This window comes from Microbulbifer pacificus, assembly GCF_002959965.1.
Classification (GTDB): Bacteria; Pseudomonadota; Gammaproteobacteria; order Pseudomonadales; family Cellvibrionaceae; genus Microbulbifer; species Microbulbifer pacificus_A.
Map to the genome: position 1 here is coordinate 1504778 of NZ_PREV01000026.1, position 16901 is coordinate 1521678.

Sequence of the window (16901 nt, forward strand, 5' to 3'; positions counted from 1 at the left end):
GAACAATGATGTACCCGGTCCGCCCACTACTGTTTCTCATCGCGCTGCTTGCCTGTGGAGTCTGTAACGCCGACTGGCACTACGACAAACAAGCCATCATGGGCACCGAGGTGCACCTGCAGTTCTGGACCGATGACGACAGTAAGGCGGCGGAAATCAATCGCGCGGTGATGGACGAATTCCGCCGTATCGACGCCGCCCTGTCCCCGTACAAGGACAACAGCGAGCTGTCCCGGGTCAACCGCGAGGCCGGCAAGGGTGAGGTGAACATTTCTCCGGAACTGGCGACCATCATCGACAAGTCGCTGCACTACAGCGACAGGACCGGCGGCGCCTTCGATATCACCTTCGCCACCCTCGGCAGTCTGTACGATTTCCGCGAGGGCCGGAAAGCGGACATGGAGACCACACAAGCGTTGTTGCCTGCCGTCAACTATCGGCATATCGCACTGGATCAACAGAAACACCGCCTGGCATTCAAAGATCCGCGTACAAAAATTGACCTTGGCGGCATTGCCAAGGGCTATTCCGTGGACCGCGCTGTCGCCATTCTGCAAAGTTTCGGCGTGCAGAATGCCAGTGTCAGCGCCGGCGGCGATGCGCGCCTGCTGGGCGACAAACGCGGCAAACCCTGGCTGATCGGTATCCGCCACCCGCGGGACAAAAGTAAAAATGCCGCGGTGATCCCGCTGGAAAATACCGCCATCTCCACCTCTGGCGACTATGAGCGTTTTTTCATCGACGGCGACGACCACCGGGTGCACCATATTTTCAACCCGACCACGGGCCAGCCGACCGATACCGATGCCAATAGCGACGGCCAGAGTCCCGAGCAGGACAAGCTCATCAGCGTCAGCATCATTGGCCCCGAGGGCTTCGATACAGACCCCCTCTCAACCAGTGTGTTTGTACTGGGCAAGAAAAAAGGGCTGGCGTTGATCGAAGAACTGGACAATTTCGAGGCAATTGTGATCGACGCCGATCACCGGATGTTTTTCAGCAGCGGCCTGCAACAATAAATGCCAACTGCGTCACACCCAAAATGAGGAACCCTGCCATAATCGCGGGGCTTAACGACAACGAATTTCAGGCTTCAACATGTTTTCCCTGCGCCGTTTCAGCATACTTATCGCCACTCTTGTCTTCACCGGCGCAGCATCAGCCTATGCACAGAGTGATGACTTCGCCGCTGCCGATCTGGAAAACCTGAAGCAGGAAGTCTTGAAACTGAACCGGGATCTCCTGGTGCTGGAAGAAGATCTGCTGTTTCCCGCCCAGAGCCAGGTGGCGGTCTACGTGTCCATGGATGTCGGCCATTTTTTCGACCTGGACTCGGTCAAGCTGCATATCGACAACAAGCTGGTGGAAACCCACCTCTACACCGACCACCAGAAGCAGGCCCTGATCCGCGGTGGCATCCAACCACTGTTCAAGGGCAACCTGAAATCGGGTGATCACACCGTTACTGCGTTCTTTACCGGTTTCGGCCCGGAACAACGCGAGTTCAAGCGTGCCGCCACCCTGGAACTGAAAAAAACTGATGAGCCCGCGGTTATCGAGCTGCGCATCTCCGATTCCGGCGGCAAGCAGCAGCCGGAGTTCGAAGTGATCGAATGGCCGGCACCCTGAGCCGGACACCGCCATGCTGTTTCCCCCCTCCATAAAACGCGCCCTGCACCGATCATCATTGGCGCTGGCCATTGCCTCCGCGCTGATGTCGACCGCGACGGTGTCTGCCGATAACGCTGCAGAAGCGGAGCCTGTCGAAAAACACAAAACCGGGGCGCCTGCACAAAAATTCCAGCAGGCGCAGGACATGCGCTACGGTGCCGCGCTGTATCACTACTTTCAGGGCAACAGCTTCGAAGCGCTGAGTACCCTGATGGTATCGGACCTGCGCGGTGGAATCCGCTATCACGCCGACAATGCGGATCTGATTCGCGGCGGGATCAGCCTTACCTTCGGGCTTGAGCAACAAGCCGCGGAACTGTTTGAGAAGCAGCTACTGAAGGCCGGGGAAGAAGACCAACAAGAGCGCCTCGCCCGCTACCGGGAAATCGCCTGGCTGAAACTGGCGGAACTCAACTACCGTCACCAGGACTGGGACACCGCTGCGCAGCAGTTAGAGAAATCCGGCGCGATGCACCAGAGCGCCCTGACGCTCAACCTCGCGATTCGCCGCGGCGATCTGCAACAGGCGCGTCAACTTCTGAACATGGCCGATCTGCCCGTGGCGGAGCGCGCCCTGGCGCTCAGCAATCTGGCCGCGGCGCAGGCACGTTCACAACAATTTGAGATTGCCGCTCAGGATTATCGCCGAGCGGCTCTGCTGGTAGAGCAGGCGCTGAGCCGGCCGGACATGTCTTCGGAATCGGAAGAAGAGCTGCGCATTCTGCGCGACAAGGCGAGAATAGGTGCGGGTTATGCCATGGCCCTCAGCGGCGACCTGATCGCGGCGGCGGAAGAATTCCGCGGCGTGCGCCTGGATACGCCCTGGTCCGCAGATGCGCTGCTGGGGCTTGGCTGGGCCTCCGTAAATGGTGGCAACCATCAGCAGGCCGTTGATGCGCTTGGTTATCTTATTCGAGAAAACCCTCTCTCCCCCCAGGTACAGGAAGCGCTGCTGGCGTTGCCGTTCAGCTACGAACAGCTGCGCCGGCCCAAACTCGCACTGCGCGCGTACCAGAATGCAGAGCGCAAGTACGAACAGGCGCTGGACGATCTGCACAAATTGCACAGTGCCGCCGCACATCTGCAATTTGCCGAAGTCAACGCCGAGTCGGACATTGAACTGCGCCGCTATGGCTGGCTGGAGGACGCAACCACTCCAGCGCTCATCCGGATGAACCAGCAATACCTGTTACAGATGATGCAGAGCGACCGCTTACAGCTGCAGTTGTCTGAACTGCGTGACCTGCGCCATCTGGACCGGGTGCTGGAGCAGTGGCAAGAACGATTGCCAGAACTCCACACCTTGATCGACGAGCGCGAGCAGCGCCGCATCGACATCGTGCAGCGGCACAGCAGCGCGCAGTACGACCAGCAGGTGCAGATTGCCGAGCAGGAACTGGCGAAATTAAAGCGGGCACTTGCACGTATTGAAGCGGATGCAGACGGACTCGCCATGCTCGCCACCAGCGACAGTGAGGCTGCCGGGTTATTCCAAATGGTACGCGAGGCCGAAGCCCGCTACGCGCGCCTTATGGCAGCGGGCAAGACCAGCAACTATCAACAGCAGACACTGGCGCGAGCCCGCGGCATTCTGCAGTGGCAGGCGGCCGAACAGTATCACGACAACCTTTGGCAGAAGCGCAAGGCCATCACCTCGCTGGAACAGGAACTCACAACCGCGGCGCGCCGCGAGCGCAAGGTCGCGCGTATCGCTGCCGAAGCACCACAGCTGAATCTGCTGGCGGGCAGCGTGGATGACGCCGGCCTGCGTCTGCAGCAGCAACGCAACACGATCCACCGTGCAAGCAGTATTCTCGAAGCGCGAATCCGCGAAGATATGCGCACAGCGCTGGTGCAGGCGACGGAACGTGTCGAGCAATACATGGCGCATACCCGGCTCGCCATTGCGCGCATCCAGGATGCCGCCATGCAGGGGATGTACGACCTGCCACCGGAAATTGACACTCCGTCGGTCTCCGGTGCCGCGTCCGCACCGGGCGATATGAAGACCGAAACCGGCAGCGCACCTGATATCCACAGTGAAGCACAACCCAGCGAGCCATCTGACATATCCGAAGCGGAAGCCGAGCCCGACACCGCGACCGAGGTGCCATTGTGAAGTCCGCCCATCTCCGCCAGCGACACAAACTGCTTGCACTGGCCATCTGTGCCAGCACCACACTGGGCGGCTGCTCCGGCATATTCAACCCGGGCACGGGTAAGTTTCACCCGGGAACCACACTCGCGGACCTACCAGCCAGCGCTCTGCCCAACGAGCCGCTGGTGACCATGCCGCGGGTGGAGCTGCCGGTACTGATCGAGAGCTATGAAAAGGCGCTCGCTGCCAACAGCGATCCCAAAACCCGCCGTCAGATCCAGCTGCGCCTCGCCGACCTGGAGATGGAGCGCCTGGAACAGCTGCAGGCAGACAATCCCGCCATGGCCGTCGCCTACGGCGATGCGGTGCGCCACTATGAGGCCCTGCTGCAGACGTCCGCGGACGACGACTACCTCGCCTATCGCCTGGCGCGCGCACGTGCTCTGGATGGCAATACCTCCGGCGCCCTCGCCGCACTGGAAAATATTGTCGATACCACACCCGATTCTCCGTTTATCGCCGAGGCACTGTTCCGCCGCGGTGAGGCAGCATTCGGACGCAAACAGTATCGCGCGGCGGAGCGTGATTTTGCGGCGGTGCTGGCGGAGGGCGACACGCCATTCGCGCGCAATGCACGCTACATGCTCGGTTGGAGCCAGTTCAAGGATGCGCGTTATCGCGAGGCCAATGAAACCTTCCTCGCATTGATGGACGAGTTATTGGCGGAGAACGAACCGCGCCGACGCCTGCTCGGACAACTGGAGCAGGGCGAGCGCCGGCTGGCCAACGATACGCTGCGCGTGCTGGCTCTGGGATTCAACTACCTGGGCGGTGCCGGAGTCATTGAATCTTTCAACCCGGAGAAAGGACCGCGGGCTTACCAACATCAGCTCTATCACGGCCTCGGCGACTGGTATGCGGAGAGTGAGCGGTACCGTGACGGGGCACAAACATTCCTCACGTTTGTAGAACATTACCCGCTGAGTGAAGAGGCTCCACACATGCACGTGCGTGCGGTGGAAATTCTGCAACAGGGTAATTTCCCCAGCGAAGTCATTCCCGCCAAACGCAATTTCGTTACCCGCTACGGTATCCGCAGCGCGTACTGGCAGAAAGCCAAGGACAGCCAGCGCGACCTGCTCAAACTACAGCTCAAGCCCTGGCTCGAGGAACTCGCGCGCTTCGATCACGCCAGAGCTCAGGCACTGGCAAAAGAAGCACACGGGGCACGCACTAACGCGAAGGTCGCCGATAAAACGCAGCGCGATTCCCGCGAAGCGTTTATGTCTGCCGCGTCTTTGTACGGTGAATTTGTCGAAACCTTCCCATCCGATGAAAAAGCCCCCGAACTCACCTTCCTGATGGCGGAGAGCCTCAACGAATCCGGCCAGTACGTGCAGGCATTTGGCGCCTACCGCAGAGTTGCCTGGGGCTATACCGCGGAAAAGGGTATCGCACCCGCCCGCGCGACTGAAGCCGGCTACGCTGCCATCCTGATGGCAAGCGAGGTGCACAAGCGGGAACGGGAACCGGAGCGAATGAAGTACTGGCTGGACGTAAAGATCGAGACCGGTCTGCGCTTCGCCGATACCTGGCCCCAGGACCGGCGCGCGCTGGCGGTGCAGCTGGATGCGGCCAACCACCTGTTCGAGCAGTACCGACACCAGGAAACCATCGCCGCGGCGGAGAAGGCCGCAGCCTGGCAACCGGCACCGGATGCTGCGCAGCGCCGTAGTATCCTCATGCTGCTCGGCCACAGCTATTTTGAGATCGACGATTTTGCCGCGGCCGAAAACGCCTACACACAGTTGTTGTCCAGCATGGCATCCACGGACCCGGAGTATCTGAATACTCGCGATCGGTTGCAGTCCGCTATCTATAAACAGGCGGAGATGATTCTCAGCCAGGTGCAGCTGACCAGCGACAGTATGGAGTTTGCCGCGCCCACAGAAGAAGCCATCAGCCTTCTGTTGAAAGTTCGCCAGAGCGGTCGCTCTGCCATCGCCGCTACTGCCCAGTACGATGCCATCAACCAGCTGGTGCGTCTGCAACGCTGGTCGCAAGCACAGTCGGAACTGGCAGACTTCCGTCAGCACTACCCCGACCACAAGCTGACCCCATCCCTCGCCGCCAAAGCAGTGGCGATTTATCAGGGAATGGATATGCCGGAGGCTGCCGCCGGCGAGCTGATGACTCTGGCCAACAGCGATCCCAACGCCGAGGTACGCCGCAGTTCGCTGTATCTGGCGGCGGAGCAATTCGAGCAGGCCGGGAACCATCCGAAAGCCATCGACGCCTATCGTCAGTACACGAGGCAATGGCGTGAGCCGGCACTGCAAAATCTGGAAGCCCAGTACCAACTGGTGTCCCTTTACGCTCGGGCCGGCAATGACCGCGAGCGCAATCTGTGGCTGAAAAGCCTGTCGGGCAACAGGGTTTCCGAGCCCCGCGGCCGCTACCTGGCCGCCTTCGCCCAGAACGAACTGGCGGATCAGAGCTACGCGCGCTTCGAGCGCTTGTCCCTGACCCTGCCGTTGAAGCAGAGCCTGAAAAACAAAAAGCAGGCGATGGAAGTCACGGTGGCGGACTACAAAAAAGTGCTGGATTTCGGTATCGCCGAATTTACCACTGCCGCCAACTTCCGCCTCGCGGAAGTCTACCGCCAGCTAAGCCGCGACCTGATGGACTCCCAGCGCCCGAATGGTCTGAATCCACTGGAGCTTGAGCAGTACGAGATCCTGCTGGAAGAACAGGCCTTCCCGTTCGAGGAAAAAGCCATCGAGCTGCACGAAGCCAATATCCAGCGCACTGCGGACGGCGTGTACGACAAATGGGTGAGGAGCAGTTTCTCTTCTCTGGAAAACCTGCTGCCAGCACGCTACCGCAAGCCAGAGTCGACCCTGGAGTGGAGTGAAGAGGCATACTGATATGACCGTTACGTTAAAACGCTTCTTCCACTTCGCCATCATCACAAGCCTTGCAGCACTGCTCGCTGCCTGCGGCAGCAATCCGGCACAGCGGGGAGACGCTACTGCCGCGGAGCCGGTGCTGGACGGAAGCGGCAAGCGCGTGGCTACCCCGAATCCGTATTTCGCAGATCCCACGGATGTACCGGCGGCGGCACTGGAGGCCATTTCACGCGCGCGCGGATTTTACGACCAGCAGCAGTACCCGTCGGCGGAAGCCGAACTGCAGCAGGTTGTAACCCAGTGGCCGAATCTCTCCGGAGCCTGGCTGAACCTTTCCAGGGTACAACTGAAGCTGGCGCAACCTGGGCAGGCGGAATCCAGCCTGCGCCAGGCCGTTGCGGCGAACGAGAAGAATGTTTTTGCCTGGAATTCACTCGGCGTTTTGCTGCGCGATCAGGGAAAATTCGAGGATGCCCGCATCGCTTATGAAAGCGCTCTCACCCACTGGCCGGATTTCGCCATGGCGCACCTCAATCTGGGTATCCTGTTCGACCTGTATCTGCACAAACCGGAACAGGCTTTGCATCACTATCGCGAAGCGAAGGCGCTGGAAGAAGTGGAAGACCGGGTGCTGGCGGGCTGGATTGTGGATCTGGAACGGAGAATGTAATTCATGCAGAAGCTGACTCCGCTATTTGCGCTGTTACTGCTCGCACTGTCTTTTGCTGCGGCGGCGCAGGAGGAGGGCGAGGTGATCTCGCTGGAGTCCACGATTGTGGGCAGCCAGGAACAACCCAAGGTGCTGTACATCATCCCCTGGAAGCAGGCTTCGAGCCTGGAAAAAATCGAGAGCACCATCCACACCGCCATCGACCACAGCTTCCAGCATCAAGAGTATTCGGAGTTGAAGCGGGAAATTAAGTTGGTGCAGGAAAGCGAAAACAACAACTGATAGCACCTACTTAACCCAAGGCTAACGAAGTACAAAATACAAATTGAAGGCCGAGCACCGGGTATGGCTTTTCAAAAGCGTCGGCGACAGGGACGTCGCCGACGCAGCGTACATGGATGTATTGAAGGGGGGCGCCTAGCCCGGTTTTGAAAAGCCATACCCGGTGCTCGGCCGCCACAGTGCCAGCTTCAAAGTACTTTATCTCTGAAGCTGGCGCAGTGGCGGCGCTGCTACTGGGAACAGGTTCGCGAGACACGCCGTGAACCCATCCATGGGGGCTCTTCTAAAACATCCCTGTTTTAGAAGGTCTCGCAAACCTGTTCCCAGTAGCAGCGCCTTTACACCTAACTTTTTCGCTTCGGAAGAAGCAAGTAAGTAACCCGATTAATACAATTAAAAATCTTTACGTCCCGGAGATTTGACCATGGAGTTTTTCAACACACTGCTGCGCTTCTTCCAGAACGGTGGCGCATTCATGTATCCCATCGCACTGGTGCTGGTGATCGGACTGGTGCTCGTCGTAGAGCGCTGGGTATTTCTGTCCCGCGCCAAGCTCGCCAACCGCCGGGCCTATGGCCAAATCCTGCCCATGATGCAGCAGCGCAACTTCGCCGCCGCACTTAAATTCGCGCAGAGCGAAAAGGCCCCCATGGGCCAGATCGTCGCCGCCGGCATCAGCACCGCCCAGCATGCGCGCAAGGATGAAAATATTGCCATGGCCATCGAAGAGAGCATCCTCGAAGCCGTGCCGCGCCTGGAAAAACGCACCAACTATCTTGCCACCCTCGCCAACATCTCCACCCTGCTGGGGCTGCTGGGAACCATCATTGGTCTGATCGCCGCGTTTACCGCCGTGGCCAACGCCGAGCCCTCAGAGAAGGCCTCCATGCTGTCCTCCAGTATCTCCGTGGCGATGAACACCACCGCCTTCGGTCTTATTGCCGCGATTCCTCTGCTGCTGGCCTACTCCATGCTGCAGAACAAGACCAACGAAATCATCGATAGCCTGGAAATGGCCGGGGTGAAATTTCTCAACCTGATTACCCTTACCCGCGGTCAGAAAGCAGAACAGGCAGCCGCAGCGCGCCAGGCCACCACTGCCTGAGTCCACCCTCATCAGATAACAAGAGATTGCCATGGCTATCCGACGCAGGCTGGAAACCGATCCCGAGCTGGACATCACCTCGTTCATGAGCCTGATGACCGTTCTGGTCCCCGTATTGCTGCTGAATATGGTGTTTTCCCATATCTCCGTGCTGAATCTGAATCTGCCCGGTCTGAGTGACCCGAGCACAACGCAGGACCAGAAAGAGAATCAGCAGCTGGAATTGGTGCTACGCGCCGATTACATCGACATCAACTATCCGGCAGGAATTCGCGTTAAGCGTATTTCCAACCGGGACGGCGCGCCGGATTTCAAGCTGGTGTCCGATGTATTGCAGGAAGTGAAGCGCAGCCTGCGTGAGAAGGATATCGACAAGAAAGACCTGGTCATTCTGTCTGAGCCCGGTACTCCATACCGCACCCTGGTAACCGCCATGGATACCGCACGTTCATTCCGTGCGGTAGTAGCGGCATCAGTGGTGGATGCGGAACTGTTTCCGCAAATTTCCCTCGGTGACGCGCCCGTTGAAAGTGAGCAAGCGCAAGCCCAGGCGGAACAAACACAGCAGCTGGCAGGCAACGGATTATGAAAGCGACGATCGGCGGCAAGCTGAAAGGGCGCAAGCAGCGCCGGCATAAGGAAACCAAGCTGAACCTGGTTTCTCTGATGGATATTTTCACCATTCTGGTGTTCTTCCTGCTGGTGAACTCTTCCGACGTGGAAGTGCTGCAGGCAGACAAAACCATAAAACTCCCGGACTCCACTTCCACCCAGAAACCGGAGACCACCACCATTGTGCGGGTCAACGGCGACCAGCTGCTTGTAGGTAACCGTATGGTAGTCAAGGTCGCGGATATTTCCGCGGACGATGAACAGATCAAAGCACTGTTTGACGAGCTCAGTTACCTGGCTAGCCGCGCAGAGCCACTGCCGGAAGACAAGCTGGCGGTCGGTCGTCCCATCACTATTCTCGGTGACGAGGAAGTGCCGTACGCGCTGTTGAAACAGATCATGAACACCTGTGCCGCCGCGGACTATCGGGATATCGATCTCGCGGTCACACAGACGTCAGCGCAGGACCCGGCCACGCCGGTCGCCGGCCAGTAAAAAGGGGAGGTTAGCCATGTCGACGACTACTGCCCCGGCGCTGATGCCCTGGCACTACTACAATTCACTACTGCCCTGGTCCTCCACCGAAGAAGAAGACCAGCGCTTTGTAAAGTTCCTCAAGGCCGGCATTGTCGCCTTTGTGATTGTGGGCGCACTGTTCACATTCATTCCAGCCCCGGAGCTGACACGGGAGCAAAAAGAACAGCTGCCACCGCAGTTGGCGCGGGTGATTCTCGAGAAAAAAGAACTGCCGAAACCGGTGGAAAAACCGAAGCCCAAGCCCTTGGAGAAAAAGCCGGAACCCAAGGAGATCAAAGAAGAAAAACCCAAGCCGGTTGAGAAACCAAAACCGGAGCCGGTAAAAACGGTGAAGCCCAAACCACTTACGGAAAAGGCACCGGCGGAGGAAGTGGCCAAAGCACGCGAAAAAGCGGCAAACAGCGGTCTGATGCAATTGCAGGACGACCTGATGGATATGCGCGACAGCCTCGATGTATCCCAGGTGGCCAATGCCAACAGCCTCGCCAGTGGAGCAGCCAATGCACAGAAGATTGACCGCTCATTGATCTCCGACAAGTCCAAGACATCCAGCGGCGGTATCAACACCGGCCAGCTGAGCCGCAATACTGGAGGTTCGGCACTGTCCGGGCGCGAAACCACCCAGGTGGAAGTGGCCGAAGCCACGGCAGCAGCCAAGTCCAGCGCCAAGGAAGCCCGTCGCGAGCGCGGAACACGTGGTGAGGAATCCATTCGCCAGATCATGGAAGCCAACAAAGGGGCCATCTTCGCCATCTACAACCGCGCCCTGCGCCAGAACCCGACATTGGCGGGTAAGGTCACGGTAAGGCTGGTAATCGAGGCCAATGGCACTGTTTCCGCAGTGACACTGGTAAGCAGTGAACTGGGGGATGAGGATCTGGAGCGCAAGCTACTGGCCCGTATCGGTCTGATCAACTTCGGTGCCGCAAGTGTAGAGAAGTCTACGCTCAACTATTCCATCGACTTCCTGCCATCCTGACCCACTGGGTAAACGCGCAATCGGACGGATTTCGATTGCGCGTTCGCTATCCGTGCTACACCCTGCCATTCCCGCCAGCCGCAGATCCGGATTTGCCAGCAGCCACCCCACAAACAGCCGAACTTTCCTGCCCCACATGCCCTTCGGTCGAGAGGTGAGACAGAAAACTTCTAGCTAATGCGCGAAGACCATGAAAGGCAATTGCAATTCCCGCCCCGCATCTGGTACAAAAGTCTCAAATAATTTGTGATTCGCATCGCAATAAATGAGTGATCCTTAGTCCATCTGTAGTTACGCTCACTTCCGCAAGCACGAACAGCAACTATTCAGGACAAACCAGTGGTCAACGAAACGCAAGTCGGCAAACCCAAGACCGAGCTTCTAAAGGGAGTATGGGAAAGCCGGAACGAAATGGTCGCACAGGGCAATACCGTACTTTCCGAGCTTCAGATTGATGAACTGATGGGGCACATATTCAGCAATGGCCCGTGCTACCACTATGTATTTGATGTGTTCGACCTGAGTTTTTTGTACATCAGTCCACAGGTGGAGCGACACCACGACCTCAGTATTGAGAGCATTACCTTTCAGGATATTCTGGATCAGATCCATCCCGACGATATGGAGTTTGTAGCCAGAGCAGAGGCCACGGCATTCCGCCTGGTGCAGGATCAGATCGGCCTTTCGAAGATAACCGACTACAAATTTTCCTACTGTTTTCGCTTCAGAGTACGGGATGGCAGCTACCGACTGTTCAATCATCAGTCCATTATTCTCACTACGGATGATGAAGGCAGAATAGGTAAGTCCCTTAATGTACACACAGACATATCCCACCTGAGTGCGGAAAACAATTATCGCCTTTCCCTGATCGGTATGAATGGAGAACCTTCCTATCTCAATATCGAGGTCGACGGTAATGTCAGCGCTCCTCAGCCAAGCCCTCCAGCATTCAGCGCACGGGAAATTTCCGTTATTCGTTTGATCTCTCGTGGCCTCACCAGCGCGGAAATCGGGCGCGAACTGATGCTTTCGGAATTCACCATAAAGAATCACCGGAAACGTATTCTGAAAAAAGCGGGGTGTCAGAATATGGGGCAACTGTTTGGCAGCTGTATCGTCGAAGGACTTATTTAAGTCGGTGTATAACCGGTTTTGTTATACACGCCCGGTATAATCGCAATAATGCTCACGTGAGCTTCGTGAGTTTTTTATCAATGACGAAGAGTGAACAAAAGGGCTATTTGGATGGAGCCAGGAGATCTGCAACCGGAAAAAAATCTGATTCATCGCGCCTGGCGCAATGTGCCGGATTTCTTCGCCAAACACGACGTCTCCGTGCAACGCAAGGAAATTGACGAGTTCATCGCTACCACATTCAGTACCGGTGCGGCCTACTACTACGTATTGGATTTCTTTAACATCCAGCAGCCCATGCTGGTCAGCAAATCGGTAGAACAGATTCTCGGTCTCGACCCCTCCAGAACCACCATTCAATCCATTATTGAGCGCGGGCACCCAGAAGACCTTTCCTTCGCGTCGCGCGCCGAGGAAACGGCGCTCAAGATTCTGAATAATCAGATTGGTCGAGAACAGGTCAAGAACTACAAAATTTCCTACTGTGGCCGACTGCGCACTCGCGATGGAAGTTATCGTATGTTCAACCATCAGGCATTGATTCTGGCCACCGATGACGACAATCGGGTTTCCAAGGTTTTGAGCATACACACCGACATTTCTCATATCACAACCCGCAACAACTACAAGTTGTCGCTGCTGCACCTGTTCGGCGGTGAGAGTTACCTTAATATCGACGTCTTTGATAAAGACATGCAGATCATCGGTGCTCCATCTCTGTTTACCGAGCGGGAAATGCAAATCGTCCGCCTGCTGAGCGATGGAAAGACCAGTATAGAAATCTCGGAGATGCTCAAAATCTCCCAGCACACGGTGAAAAATCACCGGAAAAATATTCTTAAAAAATCCGGCTGCAAAACAACAGGACAACTTGTATCAAAGGTTCTTGTAGAAGGCCTTGTCTGATCCAATATATTGGCAGGAGTATCTTTTGCGCACGCCGAATGCAATCCGAGCGCATGGCGCGTCAGTCAGGTATTTTTGCGGACGTTTTTAACTTCCCAGTCGCAAATTGTTGCAGGTATTGCCCGCTTTTGACCCCAAGGGGCTATTGTCCACCTCGCCAAGGAAGCGCAAGCTAACTCCTGAGCACGCTGGTTTATGGAACCCGAGTCCGCCGGCGGGAATGGATACCGCGCTCACCAACAGAATCCCATCCTGTGAGTTGGTTGCAGCCGTAAGGCTGGCTCTGTGGCAAGCCGGGAAGACTTGCCACAGAGCGTTTTCATTCGAAGAAGTTCGACTCAGTTAAGGTCCGCCGCATATTGTCGCAATAACTCCAGCGGCACAATTTCCAGCGCCCTTACGTGGGTGCGCTGCAGGTAAACCCGTGGGGCCATGTCCGCCTTCTGTGCTTCCAGCCAGCGTGCGGCGCACAGACACCAGCGGTCACCGGGGTGTAATCCGGGAAAGCCAAATTCTTCCATTGGTGTACTGAGATCGTTGCCGCGCTCGCGGGAGAACTTCAGGAAACTTTCAGTCACCTGTACGCACACAGTGTGAGATCCCAGATCCTGATCATTGGTGTTACAGCAACCATCGCGAAAAAATCCGGTCAGTGGATCCGTGCTGCACGGAATCAGCGGATCACCGAACACATTTTTCGAGTCGTGCATTTCCAGAGTGATTGCCACCTTCATTCTCCCGTTCCAGCTATCAAACGAATATCCACCAACCTCCAGTGCAACCCCTTGCGCAGCAGAAGCAGTTGCACCTCGGGCTCTTCATTGCGATTACCACAGATCACTTCTACGGTATTCAATCCGGTGAAACGCCAATGTTGCAGCTGCCAATGGCGCTCGTGCTCATCAGGGGATTGCCCTGGCGGCACCGAGGGAGGGGAAGGGCGTGAGCTGCCACCAAAAATGCCTTCCAGTTCCCGCTCAAGCGCACTCCAGTCTTTCTGGCCCTGAATCAAGTCAGAGATGCCGCGGGGACTGATCAAGTGGTCCAGTAGAGGAGCAAGCAAAATATCCGCGCCCGCGGAAAAGAGTTTTCCCAGTTCCGGCGACAGCTCCCGCTCCATGGAAACCTGCAGCTCCTCCAGAAGATGCTTCCGCATATTGCTTCGCAATTGCGGAAAGTCCACATAGCGCTCCATGGTTTCCAGATCCTGGTGGTGCGCAGCCTCTATCAGCTTGTGCGCGGAATACCAGGGCAACGCCATATATACCGCCAGAAGCACCACGGGCAGCGCACAGGCTGCCCAGATCCATTTGTTGCGCATTCAACGGATTCCTTTCTTCCCGATAGAGTTCTTACTCCCCCATCCCTCTGGTCAGCGCGATACGCTCTTCGAGGTGGGGATGGGTACTGAGATACCTCAACCAGCTGGCATGATTTCGGTGTTCGGAATCTGAATTTGCATCCTCACCGGGAACTTCGCGACAGTCGTGTTTATCCTCACAACGCTTGCTGTGATACAACTTGCTGAGGATATCGGCCAACGCCTTTGGGGAACGCCCATTCTCGCGCAGTAATTCGACCGCGTATGCATCCGACTCCAACTCAAACTGACGGGAATAGGAGAGTTGTGTAAAAACCAGTGGTGCGGTCAGCAACAGATCACCGAGAGCGGAGACTTCACCGGTGACCAGTGCAATGGTGAGGGAAAATGCCGAGCCCTGGATCACCTGACGCAGCGAGTGGCGGTATTTCACATGGCCCAGTTCGTGGCCGAATACCGCCAATAGCTCCTCACTGGAGTTCGCCAGCGCAACGATTTCATCGGTGAAAATGATGGTTCCATTCGGCAGTGCGAATGCGTTGGCACCCTGATCACCGCCGCGATAGAAACGCAGTTTCTCGATCGGGTAGTCCGGTGCAAATGCACCGAATTCTGCGCGGATTTCCGCCTGTCTCTGCGGACTGAGCGCCGACGGCTCGAACGAATACTCTTCGAGAAACTCCAGGGTTTCCTGTGCGGAGCGATCCAGCAGATCCGGAGGAAGACGGTTAGCCAGCGCCTTACTGCCCGCCGGAACCCCCCAGGTGAAATATCCCCAAACGATGACCACCACCATCAGTGTGGCCAGCACCACCATTCCCAGATGATTTTCCAGTCGGTGAAGAATACCGTAACCGCGGCTGCCGACCAGACGATCAAGACGGTCGAGGTTGTCGTGATCACTACTCTCCAGCTGCCCCGCTCGATCGCCGAAGCTGAGATAACGGGGCGTGCGCCCCAACTTGGGGGAAAGCGCCACTTGCGTGGCGGGCGCACGCAGCAGTTCGCGCCCGTCCGCAAACAGGTATACCTGCCCACCCACGCAGCGGAGCTGTGCGGGCAGGACGGCACTGGTTGTGCCGTCCTGCCAGGTTCCTTGAATCGTCAGGGAGTCACTCAAAATCCGACTTCCATATCGAATACATCACCAAATTCTTCACCAAACGCGGACTCGTCCGGCTGACTGATGGCTGCAAATTTGTCCAGATCCTGCGCCACATCCACCGCGGTGTGCTCTGCGGCGTACTGAGCAACACGCACTTTGGCCCAGGGAATATACAGACCGAGAGTGACGACCGTCAGCAGAAAGTTGGAGACCATCAGCCATCCAAAGGATTTGATTTCATACCGCGCCTTGAAGTCGTGAGATGACAGACTGGTATTGTTGAAGATCAGATTCTGCATGTTGGTGATGAAGTACAGGATGCCGATGGCATACCCGATCATCGCACCGATACCGGACAGGATTCCCAGAGGTTGATAGATCAATCCCAGTATCACACCGATCAGGGCGCCGGCGATAACGCCCACCAAGCCGACGCCGAATGCAATCAGCACCAGACCATAGAAATCGCCTACCCGTGCACGAAAGGAAAAACTCTGGTTGCCATAGCGGTGATTCTCAATCAAATACTGCTTTTGCTTGAACATCATGAACGGTGTCAGCAGGCCCAGGCTCAACATCGCAATAATCGGCCAGCCCAGATAATTGATCAGCGCATCGGTGTATCTGCCGACAAAGCGGAAACGTATGTTCCGGTAGGTGCTGTTACGCGCGTAAAACGCGAAGGTGCGATTGAGTACCCAGGGAAATACAAACATCAGACTGAATGCAAGCAGCAGTCCAATCAGGGGCATGAATGACTGGACCACCATGAACACCACCAGCAGACCGACGGCGATCAGGCGGCCGATCAGCATCTTCACCGGATCAGCGGTAAACGCGAAACTGGCGTTATCCAGGCTGGTATTGCCGTAGAAATACTGTGTGTTGCGCACCTTGGCCCAGGGGGCATAAATACCGAGGGTAACGATGGTCAACAGGATATTTACAATCCAGATCTTGAAGTACTCGTATCCGTTGCCGGAAAAAACAAATCCCACGTGGCGTTTCTGCCCCGCCTGATCCGCGGATCCGGAACCGCCGTTACCCCGCCCATGTCCTCCGGAGTGGCCACCGCTCGCGGATTGCCGGGAAACTGGGGTGGCAGAGGAAGGAGCCGTTGCGGATGAGGCCGTCGACGAAACGGATGCTGTCTCGCCCGCCACTTCCACACTTGAATCGACCGCTACTGCGTCGACCGTTTCCAGTTCCAGCACGGCGGCAGGTACCCGCCTGGCACCGATCCCCAGGTCAGCCAGTTTGCGCTCGTAGCGAATGGCAAGATCTTCCGGAACATCCCGCTTCACAATCGCGGGCGCGCGCGCAAACATTTCCCGCGCGCGTTCTTCAGTAATACCCGCGTAACGCGCCAGTGCGGCGATCGCCTGCTCCTGACTCTTCCCCCCAACAGCAACGCCGGTGATTTCGATATGATATTTTTCTGTCACTGATCATTCCTTGTGCGATTTTTCAGTTTTTTTATGCACGGTCATGATGCCACAAGGAATCACCGACACCTATCCGCGAATGGTAGTGAACGGTTTGAACAGGCTATCCGATCAGAAAAAATCA

The 16901-nt window shown here is 56.8% G+C and carries 16 protein-coding genes; 12 read left to right on the forward strand and 4 right to left on the reverse strand.

What is annotated here, in order from left to right:
* The first annotated feature begins 5 nt into the window (after positions 1 to 5).
* The 12 genes from C3938_RS06735 to C3938_RS06790 all read left to right on the forward strand — a co-directional run bounded on the left by C3938_RS06735 (position 6) and on the right by C3938_RS06790 (position 12906).
* Positions 6 to 1019 carry an FAD:protein FMN transferase gene (locus C3938_RS06735; protein ID WP_199775500.1) on the forward strand — a complete coding sequence of 338 codons (1014 nt, stop codon included), beginning with the start codon at positions 6 to 8 and terminating at the stop codon, positions 1017 to 1019.
* A gap of 79 nt (positions 1020 to 1098) precedes the next feature.
* Entirely contained in the window at positions 1099 to 1629 is a 531-nt protein-coding gene (locus C3938_RS06740; RefSeq protein WP_105102411.1) for an AraC family transcriptional regulator, read from the forward strand.
* Between the two features lie 13 nt (positions 1630 to 1642).
* Positions 1643 to 3790, forward strand: a complete 2148-nt coding sequence (locus C3938_RS06745) for a tetratricopeptide repeat protein (protein ID WP_105102412.1) — start codon at positions 1643 to 1645, stop codon at positions 3788 to 3790.
* On the forward strand, positions 3787 to 6696 hold the full coding sequence (locus C3938_RS06750) for a tetratricopeptide repeat protein (RefSeq protein ID WP_233998694.1): 2910 nt from the start codon (positions 3787 to 3789) through the stop codon (positions 6694 to 6696). Before C3938_RS06745 ends, C3938_RS06750 begins: the two co-directional genes overlap by 4 nt.
* A 1-nt stretch (position 6697) precedes the next feature.
* Positions 6698 to 7348, forward strand: a complete 651-nt coding sequence (locus C3938_RS06755) for a tetratricopeptide repeat protein (RefSeq protein WP_105102414.1) — start codon at positions 6698 to 6700, stop codon at positions 7346 to 7348.
* 3 nt (positions 7349 to 7351) lie between these two features.
* The gene (locus tag C3938_RS06760; RefSeq protein WP_105102415.1) at positions 7352 to 7630 is read left to right on the forward strand and encodes a cell division protein FtsY; all 279 of its coding nucleotides are present in this window, start codon (positions 7352 to 7354) and stop codon (positions 7628 to 7630) included.
* A 424-nt stretch (positions 7631 to 8054) separates the two neighbouring features.
* A complete protein-coding gene (locus C3938_RS06765) occupies positions 8055 to 8735 on the forward strand; it encodes a MotA/TolQ/ExbB proton channel family protein (protein WP_105102416.1) in 681 nt (226 codons plus the stop codon).
* 31 nt (positions 8736 to 8766) lie between these two features.
* A complete protein-coding gene (locus C3938_RS06770) occupies positions 8767 to 9324 on the forward strand; it encodes a biopolymer transporter ExbD (protein WP_105102417.1) in 558 nt (185 codons plus the stop codon).
* Positions 9321 to 9842 carry an ExbD/TolR family protein gene (locus tag C3938_RS06775; protein WP_105102418.1) on the forward strand — a complete coding sequence of 174 codons (522 nt, stop codon included), beginning with the start codon at positions 9321 to 9323 and terminating at the stop codon, positions 9840 to 9842. The genes C3938_RS06770 and C3938_RS06775 overlap by 4 nt, the downstream gene beginning before the upstream one ends.
* Before the next feature lie 16 nt (positions 9843 to 9858).
* Positions 9859 to 10863 carry an AgmX/PglI C-terminal domain-containing protein gene (locus C3938_RS06780; RefSeq protein WP_105102419.1) on the forward strand — a complete coding sequence of 335 codons (1005 nt, stop codon included), beginning with the start codon at positions 9859 to 9861 and terminating at the stop codon, positions 10861 to 10863.
* 339 nt (positions 10864 to 11202) lie between these two features.
* Entirely contained in the window at positions 11203 to 12000 is a 798-nt protein-coding gene (locus C3938_RS06785; RefSeq protein ID WP_158681592.1) for a LuxR C-terminal-related transcriptional regulator, read from the forward strand.
* A gap of 111 nt (positions 12001 to 12111) precedes the next feature.
* On the forward strand, positions 12112 to 12906 hold the full coding sequence (locus tag C3938_RS06790; protein ID WP_105102421.1) for a LuxR C-terminal-related transcriptional regulator: 795 nt from the start codon (positions 12112 to 12114) through the stop codon (positions 12904 to 12906).
* 338 nt (positions 12907 to 13244) lie between these two features.
* Here C3938_RS06790 and C3938_RS06795 read toward each other — a convergent pair whose 3' ends face one another.
* The 4 genes from C3938_RS06795 to C3938_RS06810 are packed head-to-tail and all read right to left on the reverse strand — an operon-like array spanning position 13245 to position 16777.
* A complete protein-coding gene (locus C3938_RS06795; protein WP_233998695.1) occupies positions 13245 to 13640 on the reverse strand; it encodes a DUF2237 family protein in 396 nt (131 codons plus the stop codon).
* On the reverse strand, positions 13637 to 14227 hold the full coding sequence (locus C3938_RS06800; protein WP_105102422.1) for a DUF2939 domain-containing protein: 591 nt from the start codon (positions 14225 to 14227) through the stop codon (positions 13637 to 13639). Before C3938_RS06800 ends, C3938_RS06795 begins: the two co-directional genes overlap by 4 nt.
* 31 nt (positions 14228 to 14258) lie before the next feature.
* Positions 14259 to 15347, reverse strand: a complete 1089-nt coding sequence (locus tag C3938_RS06805; RefSeq protein WP_105102423.1) for a M48 family metallopeptidase — start codon at positions 15345 to 15347, stop codon at positions 14259 to 14261.
* Positions 15344 to 16777: a YjgN family protein gene (locus C3938_RS06810; RefSeq protein ID WP_105102424.1), complete on the reverse strand. Its 1434-nt coding sequence runs from the start codon at positions 16775 to 16777 to the stop codon at positions 15344 to 15346. Before C3938_RS06810 ends, C3938_RS06805 begins: the two co-directional genes overlap by 4 nt.
* Positions 16778 to 16901: the final 124 nt, after the last annotated feature.